The following is a 14,285-nucleotide window of genomic DNA, read 5'->3' on the forward strand; positions in this document are numbered from 1 at the left end:
GGGACGCCCGGCTCAAGCGAAAGCCTTCATGGTGGATTGCTCAGGCGGCCAGCTTGTCGGTCTCTACCTTGGGAGCCTCGATCTTCGGCATGGGAGCCCCGCTGGAGATTTCGATCTTGCGCGGTCTCATCTCCTCGGGAACCTCGCGCTTGAGATCGATGCTCAGCAGCCCGTTCTCAAGGCTGGCGCCCTCGACTTTGACATGATCGGCCAGTTCGAACCGACGCTCGAAAGCGCGCCCGTTGATGCCGCGGTAGAGATACTGGCCGTTCTCATCGCCGGGTTGCGACCCGCTCACAACCAGCATATTGGGCTGGTAGGTGACGGTCAACTGGTCCTGCGGGAAACCGGCGACCGCCATCGTGATGCGATACTGATCATCATCAACCTTGGCGATATCGTAGGGCGGCCAGTTGTCGAACGAGGCCACACGACTCGCACTTTCAAGCATGTCGACCATGCGGTCGAAGCCGATGCTGGACCGGTATAGAGGGGTAAAATCGAGGTTTGTCTTCATACCCACATCCTCCTTTGAGCAACATGGACAACAGAAGGCGCCAAGAGCCTTGCCGCCTCCTGGTGCTGCCGGCCCATTAGGCTGCCGGCGACCATCAATTTAGAATCGCGACTTACACCTTCAAGAGCAAGAATAGGAAAATTTTCATCGGCAATCTGGGCGAACGCACCAATGCCACCCCTTCCGCCGGCGGGGTCACTCGCCGACGGGTCCATGGTGCAAGAACAACGACGTCGCCCTTAAATCCGATCGACGAATGGTACGAACGCGGCCACTGCCGCGTTGTCACTGCAGTCAGGACCGGCACGCTCATCCGATTGATCCAACTGTTGCAACGCATCCATGATCGTGTCGAAGCTGACCGGTTCACCCGCTCCCGGCAGCATGCGAAGCGCTGGCACGGATTCTACGGCGCAGGCATCCGACGCCCATGACGAAAGAATGGCGCGCTTCTCCTGAGCGTCCAGGGCAACGTCGGCCAAAACGTCGTGGGGCTGTTTGAAATGCCGCGCCGGATGCAGCAAGCGGTCCAGAAAAACGTCGGGGGCCACGGGTTCAATCGATGCAAAATAGGTCGAAATGGGTCCTTCCATGGATGGTCCTCGGCTTCAGACAATCTCATGCGTGTTTGAGTCTGGCGGCTCTCGCCATTCCCGCCGGCGAAATTTTGGAACGTCTCAAGCAAGTTTCAATGGCTCGGCACGGGTCACATTGCCGTCGTCAACGCCTTGGAACCATTTTATCGGGCCGGTCAAACAATCGGCGAGAATCTCAATTCTGACCTCGGGCGAACTCGAAGGCCGAATCCGGCAGGAGAAACAGTCATGTCTTACCCTCTCCAGGACCTTGTGCATTGGCTTGATCATTGAGCCCTGATGCTCTCGACCGGCCGCCTTGTTCCGGCCATCGCACAGGAAATTCCGAACGACTTCAGCGCAATCGTGTGTCAGAGACTGCCAGCGGCTGTCGCGATCACGACCAGGCAGATCATCCAGGATCAAACGACGCTCAAGGACTTCCCCAGGTGATGTCGATACCGAGACTCATCGTCCGGCACCCTGGGCGGCTCGATCACGACCGAAGGGAACGAGCCGTTCGCGATCGAGGGTGGCGATGCTGCACTTCCCCAGATGTCTTCGGAGCATAGCGAGGGCTGCGGCCTTGGAGCGGCGAGGGGACTTGCCTACATCGCACATGTCGTCGATATGGAGGTCGATGAGTTCGCCGAAGCCTTCAGGCGCGCTATGCTTTGTAGGCGTCTCACTGCGATCGACTTGGTGTTGGTGCCCCAGCGCCGCGCAACGTCGCGTTGCAGGAAGGTCTCGCTGACGCAGCGTGTGCGGCAGGTTCTAAGGTTCTGATGTTAAACAGATGCTGAAAAATCAAGATCATAGAGTGGCCGTTGCACCTATGATGGACTGGACCGACCGGCATTGCCGGTTCTTCCACCGCCAGTTGACGCGGCGTGCGCTGCTCTACACCGAAATGGTGGTGGCGGACGCCGTGATCCATGGCGCGCGCGAGCGGCTGCTTGGTTTTGACGAGATCGAACATCCGGTGGCGCTGCAACTCGGTGGCTCCGATCCGCAAAAGCTGGCCGAGGCGGTGCGCATCGGCGAGGGCTTCGGTTACGACGAAATCAATCTCAATGTCGGCTGTCCGTCCGACCGCGTCCAGTCCGGCACGTTCGGCGCCTGCCTGATGAAAGTGCCTGACCTGGTCGCCGATTGTGTGGAGGCGATGAAGGCGGCGGTGACAATCCCGGTGACGGTCAAATGCCGCATCGGCGTCGACGAGCAGGATCCGGAGCCCGCGCTCGACGCGCTGGCCGACGGCGTTTTCGCGGCCGGCGCCGACGCGCTGTGGGTGCATGCGCGCAAGGCCTGGCTGGAGGGTCTGAGCCCGAAGGAAAATCGCGACATCCCGCCGCTCGACTATGACAGGGTCTATCGCCTCAAGGCGGGAAAATCAAACAAATTCATCGGCATCAATGGCGGCGTTCAATCGCTCGAAGAGGCGGCTCGCCACCTCGATCATGTCGATGGCGCCATGCTTGGCCGCGCCGCCTATCACACGCCAGGCATCCTGGCCGGCGTCGACGCGGCATTCTACGGCGGCAAGGCCGGGGCCTACGATTTTGCCGCGCTGATCGACGCGATGGCCGACTATGCGGCGCAGCATATCGAGCAGGGCGGGCGGCTCGGCCACGTCACTCGCCACATGGTCGGGCTGTTCCACGGCCTGCCCGGCGCGCGCCGCTTCCGGCAGATACTATCTACCGACGCGACGAAACCCGGCGCCGGACCGGATGTGCTGAAGGCTGCGTTCGCTGCCGTCGATTTCGACCGTGTTGAAAAGGCCGCTTAAGCAGTTCAGTCGCGCAGAATCATCCGGTCGCCGCGCACGTCGAAACCCGACAGGGAACCGATGAAGTTCATGCCGAGCAGGCTCTGGCTGAGCGCGCCGGGCGCGGCGACCATCACCTGCATGTTCTTGCGCACGATGCCGCCGATCGCCAGTTCGTCGGTGCGCACCGAAGCGGCGCGTGCCATGCCATTGGCGGTCGAGACCGGGACGGTGAAGCTCAGCGCTGCCGGATTGAAGCCGGCCGCCTGCGCGTCTTCGGCGGTGAGCACTGTACTGGTCGCGCCGGTATCGACGACGGTGCGGATCGGCGCGCCGTTGATCGTGATGCGGGCCTCGAAATGGCCGCTGCCGGCCTTGTCCAGGGTCACGGTGGCATGGCCGTCCTCGACGCCGAGCGCCAGCGGGCTGCCGGGAACGAGGCCCGCCGTCACCCGGCTGGCGAAATCCTGCAACTCGTAGCGGTACTGGTAGCCGGCGACGAGCGCCAGCACGATCAGGGCCCACGTGCCGAGATTGCGGGCCATGACGCCGAGCGGCCTGCCGGACCGGACAAGGCCGGCGCTGACGAGCAAGCCGATCGCCCCCAGCCAGACCAGACGGCTGAAATCGTAATTCTCGATGCCGAACGTGCTGCCGGCGTCGTTGTTGATCATCAGCAGCACCAGCCCGAGGCCGATTGCCGCCATCACGATCCAGAACAGTCGGTTCATTGGACCTGCCGCCTCAAGAGAGGACGTCGCGCTCGCGCGCCATGCGGCTGCGGCGTGTTTCCCGGCGCGGCCGGCGCTCGACCGTTTCCAATCGGGCCGGCAACTCGGCCATGACGCTGCGGCGTACCTCCGGCGTCATCCCCATCCAGGCGCCGATTTCATCGCGCGTGCGGCCACAGCCGAAGCAGAAGCCGGTTTTCATGTCGATCGAACAGACCAGGATGCACGGGGATTCGATGGCCGTCATGACTTTCTCTTGAAGGTTCCGTCCGGAATCCCTCGTTCCATCCCCACATGGTGCAACGGCAAAGCCAATGCAAGCCCTTCGGAATGCGGCGCGGGCAACCGCTTTCGCGCCAATGTCGAGGGGAGGTTGTGCCAGCCGGGCAAGGCGGTTATGCCGCTGATCAACCACAAGGGATGATCAGGACCGACATGACCAGCGCGCTGCCCTTCGACGACTTTCGCAATCTGCTGGCGAGCCTGCCGCCTGCCGATACAGTCGCGGAAAACAGGGTGCGCACCCTATTTTCCAAGGCCGACAAGCCGAAAGCCTCGCTTGGCCGCATCGAGGACATCGCCGCCTGGCTTGCTGCCTGGAGCGGGCGCGCCCCGCCGGCGGTGAACCGGTCCCTGGTGGCGATCTTCGCCGGCAACCATGGCGTGACCCGCCACGGCATCTCGCCGCGCCCTGTCGCTGCGACCGCAAACGCCGTTGAGCTGTGCGCCGCCGGCGGTGCGGCAATCAACCAGATTTGCGTCGCCAACAATCTTGGCCTCAAGGTGTTCGATCTGGCGCTGCACATTGCGACCGCCGACATCACCGAGGACGCCGCCCTCGACGAACGCGGCTGCGCCGCCACCATGGCCTTCGGCATGGAAGCCATCGCCGGTGGCGCCGATCTGATTTGCCTTGGCGATCTCGGCGTCGGCAACTCCACCGTTGCGGCGGCCTTGTGCGCCGTCCTGTTCGGTGGCAGCGGCGCCGACTGGGTCGGCCCCGCCTCGGGCGCGGACGCGGCCATGCAGGCGCGCAAGGCTGATGTAGTCGATAAAGCCGTCGCCTTCCATGGTGCGGCTCTGAAGGACCCGTTGGAAGCACTGCGCCGGGTCGGTGGCCGCGAATTTGCGGCCATTGCCGGCGCCATCCTCGCCGCCCGGATGCAAAAAATCCCGGTGCTGCTCGACGGCTTCGCCGCGACCGCTGCCGCTGCCGTGCTGCATGCCGCCAACCCGGGTGCGCTCGACCATTGCCTGCTGGCCAGCCAGTCGCCCGAACCCGGCCAAAGGCTTGCCGCCGAGCGGCTCGGCCTCAGGCCGCTGTTCGATCTCGGCATCAGCCACGGCGAAGGGGTAGGGGCCGCCCTTGCCGCCGGTCTGGTCAAGGCGGCGGCGCTTACCAGTTCGGGCATGGCGGCGGCGGTCAAAGCCTAGAACAAGCTGTCAACGTCGGCGGGCCGCCGCCACGGTCTTGGTTGGCAGCGCCGGCAGTTCCTCCATCACTCGGGCGAGCGGGAAAATGGCGATTGCCTCGGTGCCTTCGCGCAATTTCGACTGAAGTTCGAATTCGCCGCCATGCATGGCGAGCAGGCCCTGCACGATCGGCAGTCCGAGCCCGGTGCCCTGTTCGGCGCTCTTGATGGCGATCGAGCCCTGGCCGAAGGCGGACAGCACGATCGGGATTTCGTCTTCCGGTATGCCCGGCCCGTTATCCTTGACCGAAATGTACTGGCCGCCGCCCGCCGTCCAGCCGACGCGCACGCGAACTTCGCCGCCGGTGGCGGTGAATTTGATGGCGTTGGACAGGAGGTTGAGCGTTATCTGCCGCACCGCGCGCTCGTCGGCGAACAGCCGCGGCAGGGCACTTTCGAAATCCTGGACAATGCGGATGTCCTTGTTGCGCGCCTTCAATTCCATCATGTGGCAGCAATCTTCGGCGATGTTGAGCAGCATCACCGGCTCTTCGTTGAGCTGATAGCGGCCGGCCTCGATGCGCGACAGATCGAGGATTTCGTTGATCAGGTCGAGCAGATGCTGGCCGGAATCGTGCACGTCGCGGGCATAGTCGCGATAGGTCGGGTTGCTCATAGGCCCGAGCACTTCATTGGCCATCACCTCGGAAAACCCGAGAATGGCGTTGAGGGGCGTCCTCAGCTCATGGCTCATCGAAGCAAGGAAGCGCGACTTCGCCAGATTGGCGTCTTCGGCCCGCCGACGAGCTTCGTCCGACATCGATTTCGCGGTCTCCACCTCGGCGAGCAGCGCATCCTTTTCGGAGCGGAAGGACAGAAGTATCAGCGACGAGCGGTTGAGATGGCGCGCGATATAGGCAAAGAACGGCAATGCCGCGACCAGCAGGGCGACCATGATCGTCCCGACCGGCACCCAAAATTTCGTTTCGGCATAGGCATAGACCGCCACCGGAACGACGAAGGTGGCAAGCAGCGAGCCGCGCAAGGACGACGCCATGATAGCGGTCGTCGCCATGGCCAGCAGCAGCACCACCGCCTTGGCCACCTGGAACTGGTCGATCTGGCAGGTGGCGCAGCCGAGCCAGGCGAACCACGCCCAGCCGAGGCCGCACAGCGAGTGGCCGATCAGAAAATCCCTGCGGGTGCGAACAGGGTTGAGCTCGGCAGCTTCGGTGCGGCCGACGCGCCGCGCCATGAAGGCGACGATCGAATAGCAGATCAGGGTGAACAGCGCCCAGACGCTGATCTGTTTGTCCACACCGGCCAGCAGCCCGGCCGCCGCGACCGCCAACACCAGCAGTGGGATGACGGCTGCGCCGCCCACCATGGTCCCGGCGTGCAGCTTCAGCAGCTCGCGGTCGAAGTCGAGATTGCCGACCTGCTGCGAAAGACGGTCGCGCGTCTTGCGCACCGCGCGCGCCACATCGCTGTTGCGGTGCGGTTTCCGGCGGTCCACAATGAATTTATCCGCTGTGTTCGAGCGTAGCAGAGGCATGGAAACTTCGATTTATGCGCGCAGCGATCTCAATTCGTTAAGCTACGTTCGAATGATTAAGAGACTGTTTGCCATATGAGCCGTTCGTGGTCGCCAAGGCCGCGCCGGCGATACTATCCGCCGCCGCCGCGAAGCCTGTGGCGCAAGCTGCTGGATTACGCGCTGACGGTCATTCTGCTCGGCCTGCTGATCCTGCTCGCCGCACGCCTCGACCGTTTCGAGACGCGCAAGGCGCAAGGGGCGGCGATCGTCAACGATGGCGATTCACTCACCCTTGGCACCGAACGTATCCGCATGCGCGGCATCGACGCTCCGGAATACCAGCAGATCTGCCGTAGGGATGGCGCAGACTACGCTTGCGGCAGGCTGGCACGCCAGGCGCTGGTGCGGCTGATATCAGGCAATCCGGTGACCTGCAGCGGCTGGCAGCGCGACCGCTACGGCCGCCTGCTCGGCGATTGCAAGGCCGGTGGCAAGGATCTCAACCGGGCCCAGGTTGAGGCCGGCTGGGCCATTGCCTATGGCGATTTCGACGCCGAGCAGGCCATTGCCCGCGCCGGCAAGGTTGGCATCTGGGCCGGCACCTTCGATGCGCCGCAAGAGTGGCGCGAAAGCCACCACGGTGGCCCGCTCGAAAGAAAGCACGGCACCCTGGCTTCGGTCGGTGACGCCTTGCGAGAGATGTTTCGCTTCTGGTGACGAGCACTATAGTTGAAGGACCAGATCGGGAGGATAAGCATGAAACTGTTCGACGGCGGCCGCGCCCCCAATCCGCGGCGCGTGCGGGTTTTCCTCGCCGAAAAGGGCATCGCAGTGCCGCTGGTGCCGGTCGACATGGGTGCGATGGGGCACAAGCAGGAGCCGGTCAGGTCGCGCAACCCGCTGCAGCGGCTGCCGGTGCTCGAGCTCGACGACGGTACCATCCTCACCGAATCCGTCGCCATATGCCGCTATTTCGAGGAACTGCATCCCGAACCGGCGCTGTTCGGGCAAGGCGCGCTCGGCAAGGCCAAGGTCGAGATGTGGCAAAGGCGCATGGAGTTCAATCTGCTCAGCTGCGTCGCCCAGGCTTTTCGCCACATCCATCCGGCGATGAAGGAATGGGAAATTCCGCAGATCCCCGAATGGGGCGAGGCCAACAAGGCGAAAGCGGTTGAATTCCTGAAACTGCTCGAGCCCGAACTGGCAAACTGCGAATTCGCCGCCGGCGACGCCTATTCGATCGCCGATATCACCGGCATGATCGCCATGGATTTCATGAAACCGGCGCGCATCAAAGTGCCGGACGAGTGCACAAACGTGCTGCGCTGGTACAGTGCCGTCTCCAGTCGCCCGAGCGCTTCCGCCTGATGGAGGCGGAACTCGAACGCCTGACGGCAAAGGTCCGCGCTTGCCGCATCTGCGTCGACACTCCAGTCGGCAGGCCACTGCCGCACGAGCCGCGCCCGGTGCTGCTGCCATCATCCAGCGCCCGCATCCTGCTCGCCGGCCAGGCGCCAGGCACAAAGGTGCATTTGTCGGGCATGCCGTTCACCGACGCGTCCGGCGACCGCTTGCGAAGCTGGCTGGGCGTAACCAGCGAGGAATTCTACGACACGGAAAAATTCGCCATCGTGCCGATGGGGTTCTGCTTCCCCGGCCAGGACGCAAAGGGCGGTGACCTGCCGCCGCGCCGAGAATGCGCGCTGGCCTGGCGCGCGCCGCTGATGGCGCTGATGCCGCAGATCGACCTCGTCTTGACAATCGGCTCCTACGCGCAATCCTGGCATATGGGCGCCACGCGCCGGCCGTCGCTGACCGAAACCGTGAAGGACTGGCGCACCATCTGGGATGCGCTGGCCAGCCCGAAAGTGCTGCCGCTGCCACACCCGTCATGGCGCAACTCAGGATGGCTGAAGCAGAATCCATGGTTTGAAATGGATTTGCTGCCGTTTCTGAGATCGGAAATCCGCTATCGCATAGATTAGACTTTAAGCAAGATATCACTCGCTTTTGTGCCATCCGGCAGAATTTCTTTCTTGTGAAAGGTCGAAATAAGAGGGAGTATAGCCAATCTATTCCCAAAGCGCGTCGCGCCCGAGGGAACGCGGCCTGCACCAGGAGCACCTTAATGGATCGCCTCGACAGAAAAATTCTCCGCCTCCTGCAGGAGGACGCGACGCTCGCGGTTGCCGATGTCGCCAAGAAAGTCGGCCTGTCGACGACGCCGTGCTGGCGCCGCATCCAGAAGCTGGAGGAAGAGGGCGTCATCAAGCGGCGCGTCGCCATCCTCGACCACGAAAAGGTCAATGTGCGCGTCACCGTCTTCGTGTCGATCCGCACCAATTCGCACAGCCATGAATGGCTGCGGCGTTTCTCGGAAGTCATCCAGGAATTTCCCGAAGTGGTCGAATTCTACCGCATGAGCGGCGACGTCGACTATCTCCTGCGCGTCGTGGTGCCCGATATCGCCGCCTATGACGCCTTCTACAAGCGGCTGATCGCCAAGATCGAGATCCGCGACGTATCGTCGTCCTTCGCCATGGAGCAGATCAAGTACACGACCGAAATGCCGCTCGACTACATGCTGCTGGACAAGGAATCCGGCGCCAACGCGGCCTGAGCGCGGTTGTCCGTGACTGGGCGGTGACGCTGCACAAGCAGGCGGCGCTTAGTTTTTCTTTTTGTTGAGGAAACTCCAGGGCGAGTTGACCGGCAGCGTGATCGTGTCCGGCACCGTGTCGACTGCCACCACATCGGCTTTGCGTACGGTGTAGCCGGACTGGATGATGCTGACGCCGTCGAGAATGAACAACTGGCTCTTCTCCAAGCCGGGCCGCAAGGCGCCGGTCACGGCAACCGACTCATAGGCCTGCGACATCTTGTAGGGACGGGACGGCGTCACCAGCACGATCTGGTTGGGCGGCGGCGTCGGCATGTGGCTGCAAGCGCCTGTCCACGGCACCAGCAGGAACTGGTAGACGAGATCGCCATCACGGTCGACCGGCAATGCATAGCCGGCTAATTGTACGGTCTTGTCCTGCAGGTTGAGCGACAATGTCTCGCCACGATCGGGCAGTTTTGCCGCAATCATCGGCAGGCCGGCATCTTCGGCCACCGCCTGCGTCGCAGGACGCAGATCTTTCCAGAAGATGCGCGCGGTTTGCGCTGAGGCGTCGAAGGTACCGGCTGTCAACAACGCGGCTGCAAGCGCGAGGGTCGATTGGAGATGTTTGGTCATAGGCCGAGTAAAGACGTCCTGGCCAGTTGCGTCAACGCTTGAGCCGCATCATATGTCGGCGAGAGCCGGCGGCCAGGTTGCGTCGGCAAACGGGTTGCTAGGTCAGCCTTTTCTGGCGGCGATCCGCTCGATGATCTTGGCATTGGTGAGTTCCCGTACGGCGTCTTTGCCAATCCAGCGCGCCGTCTTGTCGGCCGACTGGGCCAGTCGTTCGGCGACGGCAAGGGCAGCGCCGTGCATCTCCAACGATCGCTTTCCGATCGAACGAAGCGCCCAGTTTACCGCCTTCTTCACGAAATTGCGGCTGTCGGTGGCATGCGCTTCGATGATCGGCAGGAAGCCGAGGAAAGTCGCCACCGGCTCCTGCTTCCGGTGCACGACGGACCACGCCATCATCGCAAAGGCCGTGCGTCGAACGAACTCGCGCTCGTCCGCCGCGAACTCTTCGATCAGCTCCTTCCAGGCGTCCGTGTCGACGAAGAGATCGGAGACGCCGTCGACGATATCCCAGGAATCGAAGGATGCGGCCCATTGTCGTGCATCCGCAGCTGAGAAGCGCTTCGGGTCGGCCGTGACGGAAGCGATGAATTGCGCCTCCATGATGCCGGTCTGCCAAAGTTCGAAAGCTCGTTCGTGGTTGCGCTTGATCTTTTTGGCGATCTGCCGCTGCATGCCATGCGAGATGCCGAGCGCGCGCTCGGTCTTGATACCGTAGCGCAACATGCCGCGGCGATTGTCTTCGGAGCCGACCGAGCGCAAATGGGCGACGATCTCATCGGCGCTCGATTGGGGCGAAAGCTCGGCCATTGCGAACGCCTATTTTTCCAGGCGCGCCAGCAGGGACGAGGTGTCCCAGCGCTTGCCGCCCATCGCCTGCACATCCTTGTAGAACTGGTCGACAAGGGCGGTCACCGGCAGTCTGGCGCCATTGCGGTCGGCTTCATCGAGGCAGATGCCGAGATCCTTGCGCATCCAGTCGACGGCAAAGCCGAAATCATATTTACCGGCATTCATCGTCTTGTGTCGGTTCTCCATCTGCCATGACCCGGCAGCGCCCTTGGAAATCACCTCGATGACCTTCTCGATGTCGAGCCCGGCCTTCTTGCCGAAATGGATGCCTTCGGCCAGTCCCTGAACCAGCCCGGCAATGGTGATCTGATTGATCATCTTCGTGAGCTGGCCGGCGCCCGACGGACCCATCAGCCCGACCATGCGGGCAAAGGCGTCGATGACCGGCCTGGCTTTGTCGAAGGCAGCCTGCTCGCCGCCGACCATCACCGTCAGCACGCCGTTCTCGGCGCCCGCCTGGCCGCCGGAAACCGGCGCGTCGAGGAAGGAAAAGCCAGCCTTTTCAGCGGCGTCGGCCAGTTCGCGCGCGACTTCGGCCGAAGCGGTGGTGTTGTCGATGAAGACGGAGCCTTTTTTCATCGCGGCGAAGGCGCCATCGGCCCCGGTCGTCACCGAGCGCAGATCGTCGTCATTGCCGACGCAGGAGAAGACGAAATCCTGGCCCTCTGCGGCGTCCGCCGGCGTCAAAGCAAGCTTGCCGCCATGCTGGGCCACCCATTGTTCCGCCTTCGCCGCGGTGCGGTTGTAGACGGTGACGTCGTGGCCGCCTTTGTTCCTGAGGTGCCCGGCCATGGGATAGCCCATCACGCCAAGACCGAGAAATGCCACAGATGCCATGGGTTTGCCCTTCAGACGGAACGGAATTGTCTTGGACAGCTCTAGGCTCTACGCGCCATTCGTCAAGACGCGCATGAGCCGATCAACTGGTACAGCCGACCGCTCAGCGGATCAGATGAATGGTGATCCGTCGCTCGATCCATTCGACGCCGTGGCGCAGGATCTCGACCATCACCAGATAGACGATGGCGACCCAGACATAGGCCTGGAAGTCGAAGGACTTGGCGTAGGCCAGCTTCGCGTTGCCCATCAAATCATAGACGGTGATGATGGCAACGATGGCGGAGGCCTTGATCATCAGGACGAGTTCGTTGCCATAGGGCCGGAGCGCGACGATAAACGCCTGCGGCAGGATGACCTTGCGCAGCGTCTGCAATTTGTGCAGGCCGAGCGAAGCAGCGCCCTCCCATTGGCCCCTCGGAACACTTTCTATGGCGCCGCGCAGGATTTCGGCCTGGTAGGCGGCGGTGTTGAGCGCGAAGGCGAACACACCGCAATTGAAGGCGTCGCGGAAGAACCACCACAGTCCGAAGGATTCGAGTTGCACCCGGAATGAGCCCAGGCCGTAATAGACGAGATAGACCTGGACCAGCAGCGGCGTGCCGCGGAAGAAATAGACATAGCAATAAGCCAGGACGGACAAATAGCGGTTCTTCGACATGCGGGCATAGGTGACAGGCAGCGAAAAGAGCGCACCGAGCACCATCGAGATGGCCACCAGCGCAAGCGTGGTTCCCAAGCCCTGCAGATAGGCAGGCGCGTATCTGGCGAAGAATTCGCCATTCCAGGCGTAAACCAGATAGACGGCGATGCCGATGCCGAACAGGATCCAGAAGCCGACCAGCGCGTAGCCGACGATACGGGCCCGCGGCCAGCCTCGCGCCCGTGGTGGTGGCTTCTCGATGTCGACGGCGGCGCGCGTCACGACGCTCATCGTGCCTCCCTCCTCCCGAGCGAACGCAGGATGAAGCCGGTGGCGATCGACGACAGGATGGCAAGGATAAGGAACACCATCGCCGCGACGCTGTAGAACAGGAAGGAATGTTTGGTGACACGGGCCGCCACGCCGGCGTTGCGCAAGGTTTCAGCCAGGTTGACGACCGACACCAGGGCCGTGTCCTTGAGCAGGCTCAGCCAGCAATTCTCAAGGCCGGGGAAGGCGATGCGCAGCAGCTGCGGCAGGATCACCTTGCGCATCGTCTGCCATTTCGACAGCCCGATCGCATAGCCGCCCTCATACTGGCCCTTCGGAATGGCGCGAAAGGCCGACAGGAAGACTTCGCTGGAATACGACGAAAAGATCAGCGACAGCACGATCATGCCGGCGAGGAAGCTGTCGACATCGACCGTCGCTTCCGGCCTGAACAGACGGATGACATACTGCAAGAGGATCGGCATGCCGAAGAAGAACAGGAAAAGCGTCACCAGTTCCGGCAGTCCGCGAAACACCGTGGTGTAGATGTTGGCAGCCACGCGAAGCGACGGCTCTTCGGATTGTTTTGCCCAGGCGACGAAAAAGCCGATCGTCAGGCCGATCGGCAGTGTCGCCAGCGCGAGCGCAATGGTGACCAGTGCGCCATAGGCAATATCGTCAATCCAGCCATCGGGTCCCCAAGTGAGAAGTATCCATATGTTCTGGCTTGGCATTGACGGGTCTTGTCTCCACTTCTGTCAGGCTAAGGCGGCAGCAGGAAACTTCCCCTGCCGCCTTGTTTCAGACGATCAGGACTCGGCGCCGAAGACGTCGAACTTGAAGTACTTGTCGTTGATTTCCTTGTACTTTCCGTTGGCGCGGATTGCGTCGATGGCGCTGTTCAACTTGTTGACCAGATCCTTCTCGCCCTTGCGCACGGCGATGCCGGCGCCCGGTCCAAAGATATCGACCGGCTGCGGCGAAGGCTGGCCGAGAATCTTGCAGCAGGCGCCATCAGGCGAATCCAGGAACTGTTGCAACACGACGATATCGTCCTCGATCGCGTCGAGACGGCCATTGGCGAGATCGGCCTGCTCTTCGGGGCTGCTCGGATAGCCCTTGACCGTGCTGTCCGTATAGGTTTTCGAGGCGTAATTGAAATGCGTCGTCGTGGTTGCGACGCCGATGGTCTTGCCGGCCAGGTCTTCCTTGGTCACGCCCTTGAGGGTCGAATCCTTGGGTACCGCGATCGCCGACGGCGTGTTGTAGTATTTGTGGGTGAAGTCGACCTTCTCGGCGCGCTCCGGCGTGATCGACATCGAGGCGACGATGGCGTCGAACTTGCCGGCCTGCAGGGCGGGAATGATGCCGTCCCAATCCTGGGCGACGAAGGTGCACTTGACCTTCATCTCGTCGCAGAGCGCCTTGGCGATGTCGATGTCGAAGCCGACGAGCTGGCCGTCGGAGGTCAGGTTGTTGAATGGGGGGTAGGCGCCTTCGGTGCCGATTCTCAGGGTCGTTTCCTGAGCCTGGGCGACGCCGAGCGTCAGCAGCGCAGCCGATGCGGCGAGCGCGATACGCAGTGCAATACGCATGATAGTCCTCTCTTTATGGCTCCCGGCCGTCGTTCCGGAACGGCTCTGTGGGGCGGTGCTTTTGACCGCCCGCTGGCGCGATACTCCCACTGTTTTCGGGAGAAAAGCAACTGTAAAACCGTTGCTTGCGGGATTTGCGGGTCCAGCCAATGCCGACGCCGGGTTAATGCATGTCGCCCAAAAGTGCGCAGCGGTTTTGGGACGACGACATGCATAAATAAAACAACCTGAAGCGCGTCGCATGGCCGTTCAGGCGCGACGCGCTTAGACAATGCAACGGCTGAAGAGGGCGGCTGAACCGGGCGAGGGC

Annotated in this window: 17 protein-coding genes; 6 read left to right on the forward strand and 11 right to left on the reverse strand. The window is 62.5% G+C overall.

The genetic code is table 11. The annotated features are described in order from the left end of the window. Window positions 1-40 precede the first annotated feature (40 nt). Together AC3CCE_RS18655 and AC3CCE_RS18660 are read right to left on the reverse strand one after the other, a co-directional pair. Window positions 41-517, reverse strand: coding sequence for an Hsp20 family protein (locus AC3CCE_RS18655; protein WP_352626175.1), 477 nt, complete (start codon window positions 515-517; stop codon window positions 41-43). Window positions 518-756: 239 nt separating this feature from the next. Then, window positions 757-1,110, reverse strand: coding sequence for a hypothetical protein (locus AC3CCE_RS18660; protein ID WP_352626176.1), 354 nt, complete (start codon window positions 1,108-1,110; stop codon window positions 757-759). Between the two features lie 778 nt (window positions 1,111-1,888). Between AC3CCE_RS18660 and dusA the strand changes: the two genes are divergently transcribed. Then, window positions 1,889-2,884, forward strand: a complete 996-nt coding sequence (dusA, locus tag AC3CCE_RS18665) for a tRNA dihydrouridine(20/20a) synthase DusA (protein WP_352626177.1) — start codon at window positions 1,889-1,891, stop codon at window positions 2,882-2,884. 5 nt (window positions 2,885-2,889) lie between these two features. On the opposite strand, the gene AC3CCE_RS18670 is transcribed toward dusA, so the two are convergent. Continuing rightward, window positions 2,890-3,594 (reverse strand): TIGR02281 family clan AA aspartic protease, encoded by a 705-nt coding sequence (locus tag AC3CCE_RS18670; RefSeq protein ID WP_023752257.1) that lies wholly within the window; start codon window positions 3,592-3,594, stop codon window positions 2,890-2,892. 13 nt (window positions 3,595-3,607) lie between these two features. Then, complete coding sequence (locus tag AC3CCE_RS18675; protein ID WP_023824914.1) at window positions 3,608-3,841, reverse strand: DUF1289 domain-containing protein; 234 nt, start codon at window positions 3,839-3,841, stop codon at window positions 3,608-3,610. A gap of 188 nt (window positions 3,842-4,029) precedes the next feature. On the opposite strand from AC3CCE_RS18675, the gene AC3CCE_RS18680 reads away from it, so the two are divergent. Beyond that, entirely contained in the window at window positions 4,030-5,028 is a 999-nt protein-coding gene (locus AC3CCE_RS18680; protein ID WP_352626178.1) for a nicotinate-nucleotide--dimethylbenzimidazole phosphoribosyltransferase, read from the forward strand. Window positions 5,029-5,037: 9 nt separating this feature from the next. On the opposite strand, the gene AC3CCE_RS18685 is transcribed toward AC3CCE_RS18680, so the two are convergent. After that, window positions 5,038-6,561 carry a sensor histidine kinase gene (locus tag AC3CCE_RS18685; RefSeq protein ID WP_023706851.1) on the reverse strand — a complete coding sequence of 508 codons (1,524 nt, stop codon included), beginning with the start codon at window positions 6,559-6,561 and terminating at the stop codon, window positions 5,038-5,040. Window positions 6,562-6,636: 75 nt separating this feature from the next. On the opposite strand from AC3CCE_RS18685, the gene AC3CCE_RS18690 reads away from it, so the two are divergent. The 4 genes from AC3CCE_RS18690 (at window position 6,637) to AC3CCE_RS18705 (ending at window position 9,163) form a co-directional block, all read left to right on the forward strand. Beyond that, window positions 6,637-7,260, forward strand: coding sequence for a thermonuclease family protein (locus tag AC3CCE_RS18690; protein ID WP_352626179.1), 624 nt, complete (start codon window positions 6,637-6,639; stop codon window positions 7,258-7,260). Between the two features lie 39 nt (window positions 7,261-7,299). Next, window positions 7,300-7,911: a glutathione S-transferase gene (locus tag AC3CCE_RS18695; protein ID WP_023752261.1), complete on the forward strand. Its 612-nt coding sequence runs from the start codon at window positions 7,300-7,302 to the stop codon at window positions 7,909-7,911. Next, entirely contained in the window at window positions 7,911-8,528 is a 618-nt protein-coding gene (locus AC3CCE_RS18700) for a uracil-DNA glycosylase family protein (protein WP_023714215.1), read from the forward strand. The genes AC3CCE_RS18695 and AC3CCE_RS18700 overlap by 1 nt, the downstream gene beginning before the upstream one ends. 143 nt (window positions 8,529-8,671) lie before the next feature. Further along, entirely contained in the window at window positions 8,672-9,163 is a 492-nt protein-coding gene (locus AC3CCE_RS18705) for an Lrp/AsnC family transcriptional regulator (protein ID WP_023669013.1), read from the forward strand. Between the two features lie 48 nt (window positions 9,164-9,211). Here the strand turns inward: AC3CCE_RS18705 and AC3CCE_RS18710 are convergent, their stop codons facing one another. The 6 genes from AC3CCE_RS18710 to AC3CCE_RS18735 form a co-directional block, all read right to left on the reverse strand. Then, the gene (locus AC3CCE_RS18710) at window positions 9,212-9,781 is read right to left on the reverse strand and encodes a DUF3299 domain-containing protein (RefSeq protein WP_352626180.1); all 570 of its coding nucleotides are present in this window, start codon (window positions 9,779-9,781) and stop codon (window positions 9,212-9,214) included. Window positions 9,782-9,883: 102 nt separating this feature from the next. Next, a complete protein-coding gene (locus AC3CCE_RS18715) occupies window positions 9,884-10,588 on the reverse strand; it encodes a DNA alkylation repair protein (RefSeq protein WP_352626181.1) in 705 nt (234 codons plus the stop codon). A gap of 9 nt (window positions 10,589-10,597) precedes the next feature. Further along, on the reverse strand, window positions 10,598-11,467 hold the full coding sequence (locus AC3CCE_RS18720; RefSeq protein ID WP_023690739.1) for an NAD(P)-dependent oxidoreductase: 870 nt from the start codon (window positions 11,465-11,467) through the stop codon (window positions 10,598-10,600). 103 nt (window positions 11,468-11,570) lie between these two features. After that, a complete protein-coding gene (locus AC3CCE_RS18725) occupies window positions 11,571-12,401 on the reverse strand; it encodes an ABC transporter permease (RefSeq protein WP_023820729.1) in 831 nt (276 codons plus the stop codon). After that, the gene (locus AC3CCE_RS18730; protein WP_023669007.1) at window positions 12,398-13,114 is read right to left on the reverse strand and encodes an ABC transporter permease; all 717 of its coding nucleotides are present in this window, start codon (window positions 13,112-13,114) and stop codon (window positions 12,398-12,400) included. The genes AC3CCE_RS18725 and AC3CCE_RS18730 overlap by 4 nt, the downstream gene beginning before the upstream one ends. A gap of 75 nt (window positions 13,115-13,189) precedes the next feature. Beyond that, window positions 13,190-13,975, reverse strand: coding sequence for an ABC transporter substrate-binding protein (locus AC3CCE_RS18735; protein ID WP_352497388.1), 786 nt, complete (start codon window positions 13,973-13,975; stop codon window positions 13,190-13,192). Between the last annotated feature and the right edge of the window lie 310 nt (window positions 13,976-14,285).

This window comes from Mesorhizobium sp. P160187 (genome assembly GCF_057766425.1).